Annotated in this window: 16 protein-coding genes; 11 read left to right on the plus strand and 5 right to left on the minus strand. The window is 71.0% G+C overall.

The window, feature by feature from the left end:
- Nucleotides 1-121: 121 nt before the first annotated feature.
- Both ACQ0O7_RS24330 and ACQ0O7_RS24335 read right to left on the minus strand, forming a co-directional pair.
- On the minus strand, nt 122-853 hold the full coding sequence (locus tag ACQ0O7_RS24330) for a hypothetical protein (protein ID WP_430784556.1): 732 nt from the start codon (nt 851-853) through the stop codon (nt 122-124).
- Nucleotides 854-958: 105 nt separating this feature from the next.
- A complete protein-coding gene (locus ACQ0O7_RS24335) occupies nt 959-1,696 on the minus strand; it encodes a winged helix-turn-helix transcriptional regulator (protein WP_430784558.1) in 738 nt (245 codons plus the stop codon).
- 383 nt (nt 1,697-2,079) lie between these two features.
- Here ACQ0O7_RS24335 and ACQ0O7_RS24340 point away from each other — a divergent pair, with 383 nt between their 5' ends.
- The 8 genes from ACQ0O7_RS24340 (at nt 2,080) to pdxY (ending at nt 7,813) form a co-directional block, all read left to right on the plus strand.
- The gene (locus ACQ0O7_RS24340; RefSeq protein ID WP_430784560.1) at nt 2,080-2,283 is read left to right on the plus strand and encodes a cold-shock protein; all 204 of its coding nucleotides are present in this window, start codon (nt 2,080-2,082) and stop codon (nt 2,281-2,283) included.
- Nucleotides 2,284-2,423: 140 nt separating this feature from the next.
- Complete coding sequence (locus tag ACQ0O7_RS24345; RefSeq protein ID WP_430784562.1) at nt 2,424-2,609, plus strand: hypothetical protein; 186 nt, start codon at nt 2,424-2,426, stop codon at nt 2,607-2,609.
- A 116-nt stretch (nt 2,610-2,725) separates the two neighbouring features.
- Nucleotides 2,726-3,685, plus strand: coding sequence for an endo alpha-1,4 polygalactosaminidase (locus ACQ0O7_RS24350; RefSeq protein ID WP_430784564.1), 960 nt, complete (start codon nt 2,726-2,728; stop codon nt 3,683-3,685).
- Between the two features lie 123 nt (nt 3,686-3,808).
- A complete protein-coding gene (locus tag ACQ0O7_RS24355) occupies nt 3,809-4,735 on the plus strand; it encodes a hypothetical protein (RefSeq protein ID WP_430784566.1) in 927 nt (308 codons plus the stop codon).
- A gap of 27 nt (nt 4,736-4,762) precedes the next feature.
- A complete protein-coding gene (locus ACQ0O7_RS24360; protein ID WP_430784568.1) occupies nt 4,763-5,005 on the plus strand; it encodes a hypothetical protein in 243 nt (80 codons plus the stop codon).
- Nucleotides 5,002-5,487 carry a GNAT family N-acetyltransferase gene (locus ACQ0O7_RS24365; RefSeq protein ID WP_430784570.1) on the plus strand — a complete coding sequence of 162 codons (486 nt, stop codon included), beginning with the start codon at nt 5,002-5,004 and terminating at the stop codon, nt 5,485-5,487. Before ACQ0O7_RS24360 ends, ACQ0O7_RS24365 begins: the two co-directional genes overlap by 4 nt.
- Nucleotides 5,480-6,742 (plus strand): lysine N(6)-hydroxylase/L-ornithine N(5)-oxygenase family protein, encoded by a 1,263-nt coding sequence (locus ACQ0O7_RS24370; protein WP_430784572.1) that lies wholly within the window; start codon nt 5,480-5,482, stop codon nt 6,740-6,742. The genes ACQ0O7_RS24365 and ACQ0O7_RS24370 overlap by 8 nt, the downstream gene beginning before the upstream one ends.
- A gap of 219 nt (nt 6,743-6,961) precedes the next feature.
- Nucleotides 6,962-7,813 (plus strand): pyridoxal kinase PdxY, encoded by an 852-nt coding sequence (gene pdxY / locus ACQ0O7_RS24375; protein ID WP_430784574.1) that lies wholly within the window; start codon nt 6,962-6,964, stop codon nt 7,811-7,813.
- Between the two features lie 45 nt (nt 7,814-7,858).
- On the opposite strand, the gene ACQ0O7_RS24380 is transcribed toward pdxY, so the two are convergent.
- Both ACQ0O7_RS24380 and ACQ0O7_RS24385 read right to left on the minus strand, forming a co-directional pair.
- Nucleotides 7,859-8,341, minus strand: a complete 483-nt coding sequence (locus ACQ0O7_RS24380; RefSeq protein ID WP_430784576.1) for a hypothetical protein — start codon at nt 8,339-8,341, stop codon at nt 7,859-7,861.
- Between the two features lie 45 nt (nt 8,342-8,386).
- Nucleotides 8,387-9,298 carry a phosphotransferase family protein gene (locus ACQ0O7_RS24385; RefSeq protein ID WP_430784578.1) on the minus strand — a complete coding sequence of 304 codons (912 nt, stop codon included), beginning with the start codon at nt 9,296-9,298 and terminating at the stop codon, nt 8,387-8,389.
- 202 nt (nt 9,299-9,500) lie between these two features.
- Between ACQ0O7_RS24385 and ACQ0O7_RS24390 the strand changes: the two genes are divergently transcribed.
- The 3 genes from ACQ0O7_RS24390 to ACQ0O7_RS24400 are packed head-to-tail and all read left to right on the plus strand — an operon-like array spanning nt 9,501 to nt 12,432.
- Entirely contained in the window at nt 9,501-10,598 is a 1,098-nt protein-coding gene (locus ACQ0O7_RS24390) for a radical SAM protein (RefSeq protein ID WP_430784580.1), read from the plus strand.
- Between the two features lie 17 nt (nt 10,599-10,615).
- A complete protein-coding gene (locus ACQ0O7_RS24395) occupies nt 10,616-11,734 on the plus strand; it encodes a hypothetical protein (RefSeq protein WP_430784582.1) in 1,119 nt (372 codons plus the stop codon).
- Entirely contained in the window at nt 11,734-12,432 is a 699-nt protein-coding gene (locus ACQ0O7_RS24400; RefSeq protein WP_430784584.1) for an HAD family hydrolase, read from the plus strand. The genes ACQ0O7_RS24395 and ACQ0O7_RS24400 overlap by 1 nt, the downstream gene beginning before the upstream one ends.
- Here the strand turns inward: ACQ0O7_RS24400 and ACQ0O7_RS24405 are convergent.
- Nucleotides 12,422-13,792 carry a N,N-dimethylformamidase beta subunit family domain-containing protein gene (locus ACQ0O7_RS24405; RefSeq protein ID WP_430784586.1) on the minus strand — a complete coding sequence of 457 codons (1,371 nt, stop codon included), beginning with the start codon at nt 13,790-13,792 and terminating at the stop codon, nt 12,422-12,424. The genes ACQ0O7_RS24400 and ACQ0O7_RS24405 overlap by 11 nt on opposite strands.
- Between the last annotated feature and the right edge of the window lie 48 nt (nt 13,793-13,840).

The following is a 13,840-nucleotide window of genomic DNA, read 5'->3' on the forward strand; positions in this document are numbered from 1 at the left end:
GGATGTATTCGCATAAACGGGTTCATCCCGAACCGGTCATCGGATACCGCACTCACCCGAACGGCGGATTCGCCGCAGGTCAGTTGATTACGCCATTCCGGAGGGAACCGGCGCTTCGGCGTCACCGCGGTTCGGAAGAGGGCGGCCAGATCTCGCCCTCGATGGCCGAATCCCGCGCCGGCCATGATTCCGGTGGTGGGCCGAACGCGCGCCGGGCGGCCTGCACCGCCAGAGTGGCCATGGCGGCGTTGGCGGCTCCGCCGATGACGGCACCGATGCCGAAGGGGGCCACCCGGCCGAGGACGACGATGCCCTGCTTGGTGCCGTACTTGGTGATGAAGTTCTTTCCCAGGATCTTGTTGATCTGGCGCAACGTCTCCATCGGAACCTTGGCGACCACCTGGCGTGCCCAGTGCTGACCGGTGCGCTCGGCGGCCTTGGTGATGGTGGTCGCGCCGGTTCCGCCGAGCATGATGCCCATGACGATGGTCCGGCGGCGTTCGATCTCGTCGATGGGCACGCCGTGGACCTCGGCGACGGAGAGCGCGAAGAGGGCACTCATCTCCAGCGATGACAGGGCCTCGCCGGCCGACAGGGCCAGCGCGATCCCGGTGCCGACGCCGGGTGCGGCAGCGGCACCACCGACCGCGGCGCCTGTGCTGGTCAGCGCGCCGACATACATTCCCTCCAGGGTGCGGATCACCTGAGCCGGGGTGGCTTCCGGATTCCGCTGGCGGGCCCGCGCGATGTTCTTACGCACCATGGGGCCCTGAATCTCGATGGCCTTGCTCAGAAGGTCGAGGACCCCCTGCCCGCGTCCGGCTGATTCGATGGCGGGTTCGTCGGATCCCATGCCGTGTGCTCCCTGATTCGAGCGACGCCTGTCAGGCTGATCAGGGCAACCATAGGATTGTGTGTGAGCGTTGTCAACAGACGCTCACAAGAGGGTGAGTTACTCCTATGCCGAGGCCGCCGTGGTAGGGCGGGTGGACAGCGCCGCGCGCAGGGGATCCTCGTAGAAGGACATCGAGCTGTGGGCGGGTGGGACGAACTTGTAGCCGACCTGGCGGACTGTGCCGATCATGGTTTCGCAGCGGGGGCCCAGTTTGGCCCGCAGGCGGCGGACGTGGACGTCGACCGTGCGGGTGCCGCCGAAGTAGTCGTAGCCCCACACCTCGCGGAGCAGCTGGTCGCGGCTGAAGACCCGGCTGGGGCTCAACGCCAGGAACTTCAGGAGCTCGAACTCCTTGTACGTCAACGCCAGTGACTCGCCGCGCAACCGGGTGGTGTAGCTGTGCGGGTCGATCGTCAGGTCGCCGATGTGGATCAGCTCGTCGGTGGCGGGGGCGTCCAGGGTGCGCCGGCCCACCGCCATGCTCAGACGGGCCGCCACCTCGGCGGGGCCGGCGGTGGTGAGGACGAAGTCGTCGACGCACCAGTCATTGCCGACGACCGCCAGGCCCGATTCCCGGATCAGGGCCAGCAGCGGTACGGTGGGGCCGGCCGCCCGGACGGCCCGGCAGGTCGTGCGGGCCTGGCCGAGCCGGCCGGTCGCGTCCACCAGGACCGCGTCCACCTGCGGGTCCCTGGCCACCTCCGACCATCTGCCGGGCGGTGCGACCGGCACGGAGTGCGGTAGAAGATCCAGGGCCGGCAGCACGTCGACGGGGCTGTCGGTCAGCAGGAGAAGGTTCACGAACGTCCCTCCGTGGCGTTGCGGACTGCACGAACAGCGTCCGAGGACACCTGACGGTCGGTCCTGAACTCGTCGGTAGAACGTAACGACGAACTGTTTCCACCGGATATCGGGCTGATTCCGGGCCGAGGGGTGTCCACCCGGGGGACCGTGGCGGTGACGAGGACGAGATCGGAGTCTGGCGGGAATTTCGATGGAGGGCCGTTTTCTGTGATACGGTCGCCCGGTTGCAGTTTTGATTTCCGTGGACGTTCTCAGCGCCTGTTGGATCTGTGATCCAGCGAGGCGCTTTTTCGTTTTGTGTCGATTCCGGCGCGGGTGATCAACGCGGTGGCGTGCGAGCCCGCAGATGGCGGTCTCGTCTGGCCTGCGAAGGAGCAGACATGGTTACAGGTACGGTGAAGTGGTTCAACGGTGACAAGGGCTTCGGCTTCATCACCCCGGACGAGGGCGGCGCCGACGTCTTCGCCCACTTCTCGGCGATCTCGGCCAGCGGATTCCGCAGCCTCGACGAGAACCAGCGGGTGGAATTCGACGTCACCCAGGGCCAGCGGGGCCTGCAGGCGGAGAATATCCGCGTCATCTGATTCGCAGTCTTCGAACGGCGGCCCGACTGGTTCAGCGGGCCGCCGTTCGGCTTTTCCTTATTCATTCGCCAGATCGATTCTGCGATTCCTGTGACGCGTGGCACAGGTGCTGCCGTCACGCTGTTCGAGAGAAGGACCTCATGCCCGACAACACCGGTTTCACCCGTCGAAGTCCGGAGCCCGTCAGCGGCCCGAGACTGTCGTTCCTGACCCCGCTCTCCGTCGAGGACCGCCGCCCGGATCCGCCTGCCTCGGCCCGCGACGAGAAGACGATGCACCGGCTTCGCAACCCCTTCGCCGTCATGGTCGCCACCCCGCTCCGCTGAGGAGAACGTCTGGGTGAGGAGTGAACGCAGATTTCTTGATCATGGCGGCAGCAGGTGGACTTGGTCAGCGCGTTCATCAGGGGAGTGGTTCCCCGGACGTGTGAGGAGTTCGATCGATGGCAGTCGACCGTGAGAGGGTCAAGGTGGGCGCCGTCATGGCGGGCGTCGTGGTCGTGGCGCTCGGTGTCGGGATCGGCACCGCTGACGCCGGCACTCGGCGTTCCTGGTGGGGACCCGCCGGCACGGCTCCGGTCGCGGCACCCAATGTGAACGTGTCGCCCAGCCGCAGCCCGAACTCCAGCCCGGCTGCGAGCCGGGCGAGCGTCGTCCCGGAGGCCACCGCAACGAAGGCGGGCTGGACCCGGCCACCGGCCGGCGCGGGCGTCGACTACCAGCTCGGCGGGGCGTACCCACTGCCGAAGGGGGTCACCGTGGTCAGCCGGGACCGGGAGGCGAAGCCGGCCGCCGGCGCGTACAACATCTGCTACGTCAACGCGTTCCAGGCCCAGCCGGGTGACGAGGCCTGGTGGACGAAGAACCACCCGGACCTGCTGCTCAAGGACCGCAACGGTGACCTGGTCATCGACGAGGACTGGGATGAGCTGATCTTCGACATCTCCACCGAGACCAAGCGCACGGCTCTGACGGCGATCGTCGGGAAGTGGATCGACGGGTGTGCCGCCGACGGGTTCCAGGCGATCGAGTCCGACAACCTCGACTCGTACCTCCGCTCGAAGGGTCTGCTGACCCAGGCCCAGGCGGTCGCCTTCGCCACCGCTCTCAACCACCGGGCGCACGCCAGCGGGCTGGCCGGCGGGCAGAAGAACTTCGCCGAGCTGGGCAGTGCGAACGCCCGCAAGGCCGGGTTCGACTTCGCGGTCGCCGAGGAGTGCGGCGAATGGGACGAGTGCGACGCGTACACCGCCACGTACGGGAACAATGTGATCGTGATCGAGTACTCCCGGGACGGGTTCGCCAAGGCCTGTGACGCCTTCGGTGACCGGCTCTCGATCGTGCTCCGCGACGTCGACGTGTCGGCGCCGGGCTCCCGATCGTATGTGTACGAGGCGTGCTGACCGATTTCGACGAGTTCGTCAAGGGCCGTGGCGGTGCGCTGCTGCGGTTCGCCTTCGTGCTGTCGGGGGACGCGCACCTGGCCGAGGACCTGGTGCAGGAGGTGCTGGCCCGGCTCCGAGACGATGCACGGCGCCGCCGGTCGCGCGCCCGGCGGGCAGGGCCTGCTCGGTACGGTGCACGAACGGTCCCGCCGCTACCACCGGCGCCGGGTCGCGACGGTTGCCGGGGTGTCGGTCGCGGCGGTGCTGGCCGCGGGCGTCCCGTTCGTGTTCGCGCGGGTCACCGGTCCGGAACCGATCATGCCACCGGCGGCCGGCGACGACCCGGCGACGGTGCGGCTGGCCGACGGCTGGGTGGCGCCGCGGTTCCCGTACACGCTTCCGATCGTGGACGGCATGCGCGCCCCGGTGGTCACCGCGGACGCCGGCCGGCTGAGCGCCTTCTTCGAGGCCACCGAACTGGTCGAACACGCGGACGTCACGGTCACCGTCTCCGGCGACGAGCCGCCGGTCACCGAGGGTGCGACCGAGAAGACGATTACGGTACGCGGTCAGGCCGGCTCGCTGCGAACCGTCGACGTACGCCCGGCCCGGCAGCTCGCCCTCGTCTGGCGGGAGTCGCCGGGCCGCTGGATCCAGCTGGCCACCGACGACACGTACACGACGCCGCGGGTGGTGGCGCTGGCCGAGTCGCTCAGTGGCGCGTCGATCCCGGTACAGCCGCCGTTCGATCTGGCCCGCAGTCCGGCCGGCCTGGTCACCGACACGGTCAGCGCCTCGCGGATGACCTTCCGCGCACCGGGCGCGAGCACCGCCGGGTTCCGTACCGTGCTGCGGGAACGGCAACCGCTCGCCGGTGCGGACCGGACGGTCGGCGCGTCCGCCGCGGCACTGACCCGGACGGCCGGGACGGTCACGCTGGCCGTCGACGTCCCGGACTGGAACGCCACCCTGGAGGTGACCGTCGGTGACGGCCTCACCATCTCCGACGCCGACCTGCTGACCTACGCCGAGGGGGTGCGGATCCTGAACCGCTCCGACCCGGAGTAGCACCCGGCGGCCCCGGATCGCCGGGCCGTGGCGGCGCTGGCCCGGCGGATCCCGGCACTGGCCGGAGCCGAATACCTGAGCAGCGTCGTCGCGTCCGACATGTACCCGGTGCGGGGATCCGGCGGTGTCGGCCCGGCGGCCACGGCCACCGACGGCCTATGGTTCATGACCGGTCTGTCCGGCGGTGGTTTCAAGATCGCACCCGCTCTCGCCGAGCGGGCGGCCGACCGGGTGACGACGTCCCTCGAACGAACAGGAACCCTCCGATGACCTCAGCGACCGCACTCGTGGTGACCCCGGCCGGCCCGGACGACGCGCCGGCCGTGGAACAGCTCTTCGACGCCTACCGGCTCTTCTACGGTCGCTCCGGTGACGAGGCGCGGGCCGCCGCCTTCCTGCGGGCCCGGATCGCCGCCGGGGACTCGCGGGTGCTCACCGCCCGGTCCGGTGACCGGGTGGTCGGCTTCTGTCAGATCTACCGGGAGTTCTCCTCGCTGAGCCTGACGGTCACCTGGATCCTCAACGACCTCTTCGTGCTGCCGTCGGCCCGCGGGCTCGGCGCCGGCCGGGCGCTGGTGGTCCGGACGATCGAGGAGGCGCGGGCCGCCGGGGCGGTCGCCGTCGTCCTGGAGACCCACGGCGACAACGACGTCGCCCAGACCCTGTACCGGTCCCTCGGGTTCACCGAGTCGCACCGGGACGGTGAGTTCGTCCATTACCGCAACGATCTTGAGGGTGGGGACCATGTTTGATCGCGAACTCGTCGGTGTCGGGCTCGGCCCGGCCAACCTGGGTCTGGCCGTCGCGCTGGAGGACGCCGGCGCCGGTGACGACGCGCTCTTCCTCGACCGGCGGCCGGGATTCGACTGGCACCCCGACATGCTGCTGTCCTCGTCGACCATGCAGATCAGCTATCTCAAGGACCTCGCCACCCAGCGCGACCCGCGCAGCGGCTACACCTTCGTGAACTATCTGCACGAGCGCGGCCGGATGAGCGACTTCATCAACAAGCAGACCTTCTTCCCCAGTCGGCTGGAGTTCACCGACTATCTGCGCTGGGCGGTGGACCGGCTCCGGACCCCGGTGAGCTGGGGTGCCGAGGTGCTGTCGGTGGAACTCGACGAGCACACCGGGGGCTGCGTGGTGTCCTGGCGGGCCGGTGGCCGCACCCACCGGGTCAGCAGCCGGTACGTCGCGCTGGGCGTCGGCTCGGCACCCCGGATGCCGGACTGGTCCGCGTCACTGCCCGGTGTCTTCCACAACACCCGGCTCCTCGGCGGCCTGCGCTCGGCCGGGCTCGCGGACCGGTCCCGGGTGGCGGTCGTCGGGCAGGGCCAGAGCGCGGCCGAGGCGGTCCGGCACGTCCTGGAGACCTATCCCGGCGCGACGGTCGACTGCTACCTCTCGTCGTACGGGATGACCCCGGCCGACGACAGTCCGTTCGCCAACCGTGTCTTCGATCCGGCCGCGGTCGACGATTTCTACTTCGCCGACGGCGACGTGCGTGACGAGCTGCTCGGCCGGCACCGCTCCACCAACTACAGCAGCGTCGACCCGGAACTGCTGACCTGGCTGTACGACTTCGAGTACCACGAGAAGATCACCGGGACCGGCCGGTTGCGTTTCCACCGCGCCACCCGGGTCACCGGCGCCGTCCCGGCCGGCCGGCGGACCACCCTGGACGTCCTGCACCGGATGACCGGGGCGCGCAGCCGGGAGGCGTACGACGCGGTGGTCTGCGCCACCGGGTTCACCTCTCCGCTGCCCCGGCATCTGCTCGGCGCCTCGTTCGGCGACTGCTCCGGTGTCTGGCTGGGCCGCGACTACCGGCTGTGCCGTACCGACGGATCGGCCCTTCCGGTCTTCGTGCTGGGCGCCACCGAGTCCGGTCACGGCCTGGGCTCCGGGTTGCTGTCCAACATCGCCGTCCGCGGTGGCGAGATCGCCGCGCAGGTGGCCGGCGGCGCCCGGGTGGCCGGCCCGCGGCTGGAACTGGCCGCCCGCTGACCGGGCGCGGGTCGTGAACCGGTGATCCCCGTGAACGGTCCCCGTCCGCTCCGGGCGGGGATCCGTCCCCGGAACATTCCCGAGAGCGGGCCGGACGGGGTTTCTCCGGGGATCGCCGTCCGCGGCGATGGGGTGCGGGCAAGAGAGACGCTGCGTCTCGTCTCGCGGTGCCGGGTGACGGCCCGCAAGGGCCGCCGGGCGGGTATCTAGGCTGGGCGGATGAAGGTTCTGTCCATCCAGTCGGCGGTGTCCCACGGCCATGTCGGGAACTCCGCGGCCGTCTTCCCGCTCCAGCGTCTCGGCGTCGAGGTCGTCCCGGTCCCCACGGTCAACTTCTCCAACCACACCGGTTACGGCGCCTGGCGGGGCCCGCTCATCCCGCCGTCGGACGTCGCCGAGATCATCCTCGGCGTCGAGGAGCGCGGGGTGTTCCCGCAGATCGACGCGGTGCTCTCCGGCTACCAGGGCGGCGCCGGCATCGCCGACGTCATCGTCGACGCGGTCCGCCGGGTCAAGGAGGCCAACCCCGCCGCGGTGTACGCGTGCGACCCGGTGATGGGCAACGCCAAGTCCGGGTGCTTCGTCGCGCCGGAGATCCCGGTGCTGCTGCGTGACCGGGTGGTGCCGGTCGCCGACATCATCACCCCGAACCAGTTCGAGCTGGGTTTCCTCACCGGCACCGAGCCGGCCGGCATCGAGTCGACGCTGGAGTCGGCCGACCTGGCCCGCGCGATGGGCCCGTCGACCGTGCTGGTCACCAGCGTGGAGCGGCCGGACCGGGAGCCGGGCACGATCGAGATGCTGGTGGTGGACGGGGCCGGCGCCTGGCTGGTGAACACCCCGCATCTGCCGTTCAAGGCGAACGGCTCGGGTGACGTCACGGCGGCGCTGTTCACCGCGCACTACGTGGCCACCAAGGACGCGGCGACGGCACTGGAGCGGACCGCGTCGAGTGTCTTCGACCTGATCGAGACGACCTACCGGTCCGGCGAGCGCGAACTCCGGCTGGTGCAGGCGCAGGAGTTCTACGCCACGCCGCGCATGCAGTTCACCGCCGAGCGGGTCCGCTAGGACTTCCGGTCGCGTGGTGATCTGTGGCCCGGATCGGACCACAGATCACCACGCGGTCTGGCCTCGGAGGGTCGCGCCGTCCAGGACGTTGAGCAGGGTGTCGTCGCGGCGGACCCGGTGACCGCGCTCGCGCAGGGCCGCCACCAGGCCGTCCTCGGCGACGACCGGGATCTCCAGGTAGTCGCCGTTGAGCGTGGTGTCGGTGGGCGTGCCGTACTCCACCTGGAGGTCCTTCGGCAGCAGGGTGAGGGCGCGGCTCGCCGCCATCCCGGGCCAGTCGCCCTCGAGGACCGCGCCCACCTCGGCGAGGGCGAACGGCTCGTGGTCGGCGCCGTCGTCGTACTCCGGGGCGGCCGGGTTGCTCCGCAGGTGCCGGACCGGGACCGCACGGGCCTGCCCGAGAGTGGTCGCGGCGGCCAGCGCGGTCAGCTCGGCGGCCTCCTCCGCGGCGGTCTCGTCGTCGGCGAAGGCGAGGGTGAGCTGGTCGGGCAGGTAGCCGTAGACGAGGCTGCGGGCGTTGTCGATCATGAACGCAGTCTTCCCCGGCGAACCTGGACGCCGGCTGTGGGCCGGTCAGCCGTAGGTGTCGAGCAGGTGGGCCAGGTGGCGTTCCAGGGCCGGGCCGAGCACCTCGGCGGTCAGGTCGGTGCGGCCCAGCTCGCGCCAGGGCCCACCGGCGTTGGCCGCGGCGGGGGCGAACGACAGGGCGTCCAGCAGCCGCCAGTAGAGGTGGCTGTGCCGGTCCGGGGCCAGGGCGCCGCCGGCCGTGCGGTACGCCCCGACGAACGTCTCGGCGAGATCGTCGCCGTGCAGCAGCGCCAGCATCGTCGCGCAGTGGGCGACGTCCAGGTCGGCGGGCCCCCAGGAGGTCTCGGTCCAGTCCACCACGCCGGTGATCGCGGTGTCCTCGAACAGCACGTTGCCGGGGTGGAAGTCGCGGTGCAGGAACCGGCCGGGGTGGCGGGGCGGCTCCCGGGTGATCAGTTCCTCGGCCCGCCGCCACAGCCCCGGGCGCGGGCTGTCCGGTGGGGTCACGATCTCGCCGGGCCAGGACCACGCCACGTACGGCGGTGGGGCGACCGGCGGCCGGACCCGGTGGATCGCGGCCAGCTGGCGGGCCAGTGCCACCGCCCGGGCGCCCGTGGCGTGGTCGTCGCCGATCTCGATCCGGCCGGGCAGCCGGGTGGTCAGCAGCGACGGCATCCCGGTGTGCGTGCCGGACGGGTCGGCGCCGAGCACCCGGGGCACCGGCAGCCCGGTGCCGGCCAGCATGCCGAGCACCCGCGCCTCCCGGGTGACCATCTCCTCGGCGCGGTCGGCCAGTTCCGGCCGGATCATGGTGCGCAGCACGTAGTCGCGGTCCCGGGTGTGCACCGCGCGGACCAGTGAGGACCAGCCGCCGCCCAGCCGTTCGGCGCCGGTGATCTCCGTTCCGGGTGGTAGCTGGGAAAGTGTCCACCGATGTGTCCGGGAGTCCAGTTCCATGCGGTGAGAATAGATGAAACAAAATATGCAACTTGCATATCTGGAGATCATCGCCCCTGGTCAGGGCCACATAGCGGCACTGTCTCCAATAGTCAATATATCGATCATCGGCAATCTTCCCCTAGGGTTGTGGTATCTCGAATCCCTATTCAACCGCGGTGATTTCTGCGGTTTTCCGGCGTATCGCGAAGGGTGATGGATCGTGACCATCGACCGGTTGGATCTGACGGCCAAGCTCTACCAGCCGGGGGTCTATCCGGTCGTCGAACGGGTCGCCGCCGGGCAGCGCTCGGCCGGCCCGGTCGTGGTCGACCTGGACCCCACCACCTTCTGCGACCTGGCCTGTCCCGAGTGCATCAGCGGCAAGCTGCTGAACCAGGGCCGGTTCTCCCCGGAGCGGCTCGCCGCCCTCGCCGGTGAGCTGGCCGGCATGGGCGTGCGCGCGGTCATCCTGATCGGCGGCGGGGAACCCCTCGCGCACCGCGGCACCCGCCGGGTGATCAGCACCCTCGGCGAGGCCGGGGTGGCGGTCGGCGTGGTCACCAACGGCACCATGATCGACCACAACCTGGAGGAGCTGGCCGCGTACGCCTCCTGGATCCGGGTCTCCGTCGACGCCGCCACCGCGGAGACGTTCCGGCTGGTCCGCCCGGACCGGCGGGGCGGCAGCGTGTTCGACAAGGTGATCGGCAACATGCGCAAGCTGGCCCCGGTGAAGACCGGCGCGCTGGGCTACTCGTTCCTGGTGATCGTGCGGCGCGGGCCGGACGGCGCGGTCGAGGGCAACCACCGCGAGATCCTGCCCGCCGCCGAGCTGGCCCGGGACATCGGCTGCGACTTCTTCGAGGTCAAGGCGCTCTTCGACGACGAGCACCACGTGATCGGGCTGGACCCGGCGATCCTGGCCGAGGTCTCCGCCCAGATCGTCGCCGCCCAGGCGCTGGCCGGCGCCGGCTTCGAAGTGATCAACTCGTCCACCATGGACTCGGTGCGGCGCCGGGACGGTCCGGTGCAGCCCAAGGACTACCACCGCTGCGGTGTCACCGAGCTGCGCACCCTGGTCACCCCGTCCGGCGTCTACGTCTGCCCGTACCACCGGGGCAACCCGGCGGCCCGCCTCGGCGACGCGGTCACCGAACCGCTGCCGGAGATCTGGGCCCGCTCCGACCGGGGCCTGGTCGACCCGTCCCGGGACTGCCGGTTCCACTGCGCCCGGCACGACTCCAACCTCGAACTCGGCGAGATCGCCGCCGGGCGCGGGCGGCCGGTGCTGGACCGCGACCACGACCTCTTCCTCTGACCGAAGGGACTTCTCAGGTGCGTGTGAACTCCTGGAACGGCTGGGACCCGCTGCGGCACGTGCTGGTCGGGCGGGCCGACGGCACCATGGTGCAGGCGCCCGAGCCGGCCGTGCAGCGCGACTTCCCGGAGGACGGTTTCCCGCTCGGCACCTACGGGCCGATGCCGGCCGAGATGACCGAGGCCGCGAACGAGCAGCTGGACGCGTTCGCCACCATGCTCACCAGGCGCGGCATCCGGGTGTCCCGGCCCACCCCGATCGACTTCGCGCAGACCTTCGCCACCCCGGACTGGGAGATCCCGACCGGGTTCGGCTGCATGCCACCTCGGGACGTGCTGATCACCGTCGGCACCGAGATCCTGGAAGCCACCATGTGCTACCGCAGCCGCTGGTTCGAGTACCTCTGCTACCGCCCCGTCCTGCAGGAGCTGTTCGAGGCCGATCCGGACATGCGCTGGGAGACCGCGCCCAAACCCCGGCTCACCGACGCCAGTTTCGTGCCCGGGTTCTGGGACGAGTACCGGACCGTGCCGAAGACCGGACAGCTGGCCCGGGTGGCCGCGCACGACCTGGTCCTCACCGAGGAGGAGCCGCTGTTCGACGCCGCCGACATCGCCCGGTTCGGCCGCGACCTGTTCGTGCAGCTCTCCCTGGTGACCAACCGCAAGGGGGTGGACTGGCTGCGCCGGCACTTCCCGGACCACCGGGTGCATCCGGTCACCTTCACCAACACCCATCCGCTGCACATCGACGCGACCTGGGTGCCGCTGCGCCCCGGCCTGGTGCTGCACGCCGGGGAACGCCTGGCCGACCCCGAGCTGGTGAAGTACTTCGAGGTCAACGACTGGCAGGTGGTCGAGGCGGTGCAGCCGGCCAGCTGGAAGCACTACCCCCGGCTGTCGTTCTGCAGCCCCTGGCTGGCGGTCAACATCCTCAACCTGGACCCGGGCACGGTCTGCGTGGAGGCCGGCGAGGTGCGCCTCGCCGACCAGCTGAACTCCCTCGGCATGGAGGTGGTGCCGGTGCCGTTCCGGGCGGTCGGGCCGTTCGGCGGCGGCCTGCACTGCGCCACCGTGGACATCTGGCGCGAGGGCGGGCTGGAGGACTACTTCCCGCGCCGCTGCGGACGGTTCTGATGCTGCGCGGGGTGATCTTCGACTTCAACGGGACCCTGGCCCGGCTGTCGCACTGGCGCTCGCACCGCGACGTGTTCACCGCGCACGGTCTCGGCGCGCTCGCCCGTGGATGGGGCGAGGCGTGGGACCACGCTCTCGACGACGGCGCCCGCCACGAGGAGGCGTCCCGCACCGCGGCCGGCTTCCGCGACTGGGAGCTGGCCAGGCTGCGGGCCCGGGTGGTCCGGCACGGCGTCCCCGAGTCCCGCGCCGGCGCCCTGGCCGACGATCTCGACGAGGCGACCAAGACCATGACCATGACGGCGTACGCCGACGCGGGCCCCGCCCTGGCCGCCCTGCACGGCCTCGGCATCCGGACCGCGGTCTGCTCCAACTGGCACTGGGACCTGGACGGCGCGCTGCGCGACAGCGGCCTCGGCGGGTGGTTCGCCGTCGCGGTCACCTCGGCGCGGGCCGGCATGCGCAAACCCGACCCGCGCATCTACCGGATGACCCTCGCCGCGTGCGGGCTCACCCCGGAGGAGACGCTGTTCGTCGGCGACATGTGGGGGCCGGACGTGGCCGGGCCCCGCGCCGTCGGCATGCGCGCGGCGTACCTGTGCCGCACCGGCCCGTTCCCGGACCATCCGGTGGACGGCGTGTGGTGCGTCCGCGACCTGGCCGAGGTGGTCCCGCTGGCCCGGGGGCTCACGTGCTGAGCCGGTCCAGCACGTTGCGGGTGACCCGTTCCAGCAGCGGGTCGGCGCCGCTCGCGACGACCACCGGCCAGTCCGTGGTGGCGCCGGTGAAGACGGTGCCGGCGCCCGGCGAGTGCACCCCCATGGTGGCCGCCCGTGGACCGTCGGAGTCCCGGTCCGGGCAGTTCCAGTGGCCCGTACGCAGGTGATGGAAATCGTCGTGGACCGGGGTCAGCTCGGCGATCCCGAGGATGGTGAAGTCCGCCGGAGTGCCGTCGGCGCCGGTCGGCCGGGCCAGCCCGGAGGCGTCCCGGTGGAAGGCCGCGCCGTCGCACTCGTACCCGATCAGGGGTGTCCCCTCGCCCAGCCGGTCGCCGTCGCGCAGACCGGTTCCGGCGAACACCCAGTGGTCCGCGTGCTGCACGGTGAACCCGGTCCGCGGCCGGTCACCCGGCCAGCCGCCCGGCCACATCCCGCCGTTGCGGAAGCTGACTCCGGTCAGGGTGTTCTCCGGCGCGATCGGCCACCACAGGTCGGGGGCCGGCAGCCGCGGGTAGACGTCGCCGACCCGGTGGTCGGTGTCCGACACGAACGCGGTGCCGCCGTCCGTCACCCGCACCCGCCACCAGCAGGTGTTGCCGCTGAGGAAGGCCACGTTGCCGCCGGAGGAGACGAATTCCCCGGTACGGGTCCGCATCTCGGCACTCCAGTACTCGTCGTGCCCCACGCTCAACAGCAGCCGGTAGCCGTCCAGCAGCCCCGGATCCTCGTGCAGGTCCAGGTCGGTGCAGAGGTCCACGGCGTACCCGGAACGCTCCAGCCAGGCCAGGAACGGCGCGTCCCAGTAGGCGAGGAAGTCGATGCCCCCGGCCCGGCGGAAACTCACCTTGTGCCCCTGGCCGGGCAGGTACACCGGATCGTCGTACAGGCTGGCCCCGTCGCCGAACCCGGTGCCGTCCCCACGGTTGTAGGCGTGCCGGGTGAACGTGGAGACCTTGTACAGGATCCGGTTGCGCTCCCGCCCGGCCCGCACCACCAGGGCGTCCCGGCCGAAACCCCGCAACGGCCCGCCGCGGGCCGGGGCGACGTCGGCCGTCTCGAAGAAGGCCGCGTACAGCCCGGGTCGCCAGTCGTCCGGGGGAGTGAACGTGTGCGCCGGCCAGTCCCAGTCCACCGAGGGGTCCGCGTGGCCCGCGATCATCGGCCGCGGGCTGTGCTGTCCTGGCAGCCAGTGGGTGCTTCCGGCGTACCGGGGCTCGGCGCCGAGCCGGACGAAGTCGACACGGAACCGGGGCGCGGTGGTCGAGGCGTGGATCCGGATCGGCTCGCCCGGCGCCACGCTCTCCCGCCCGAAGTACCCCTCGATGACATCAACGCTCATGAATTGTTTCTACCTGAGGGGAGCCTGGCGGATGCCGCACCGAGCCCG

The organism is Actinoplanes sp. G11-F43 (assembly GCF_050589265.1).
In the GTDB taxonomy this organism is placed as follows: Bacteria; Actinomycetota; Actinomycetes; order Mycobacteriales; family Micromonosporaceae; genus Actinoplanes.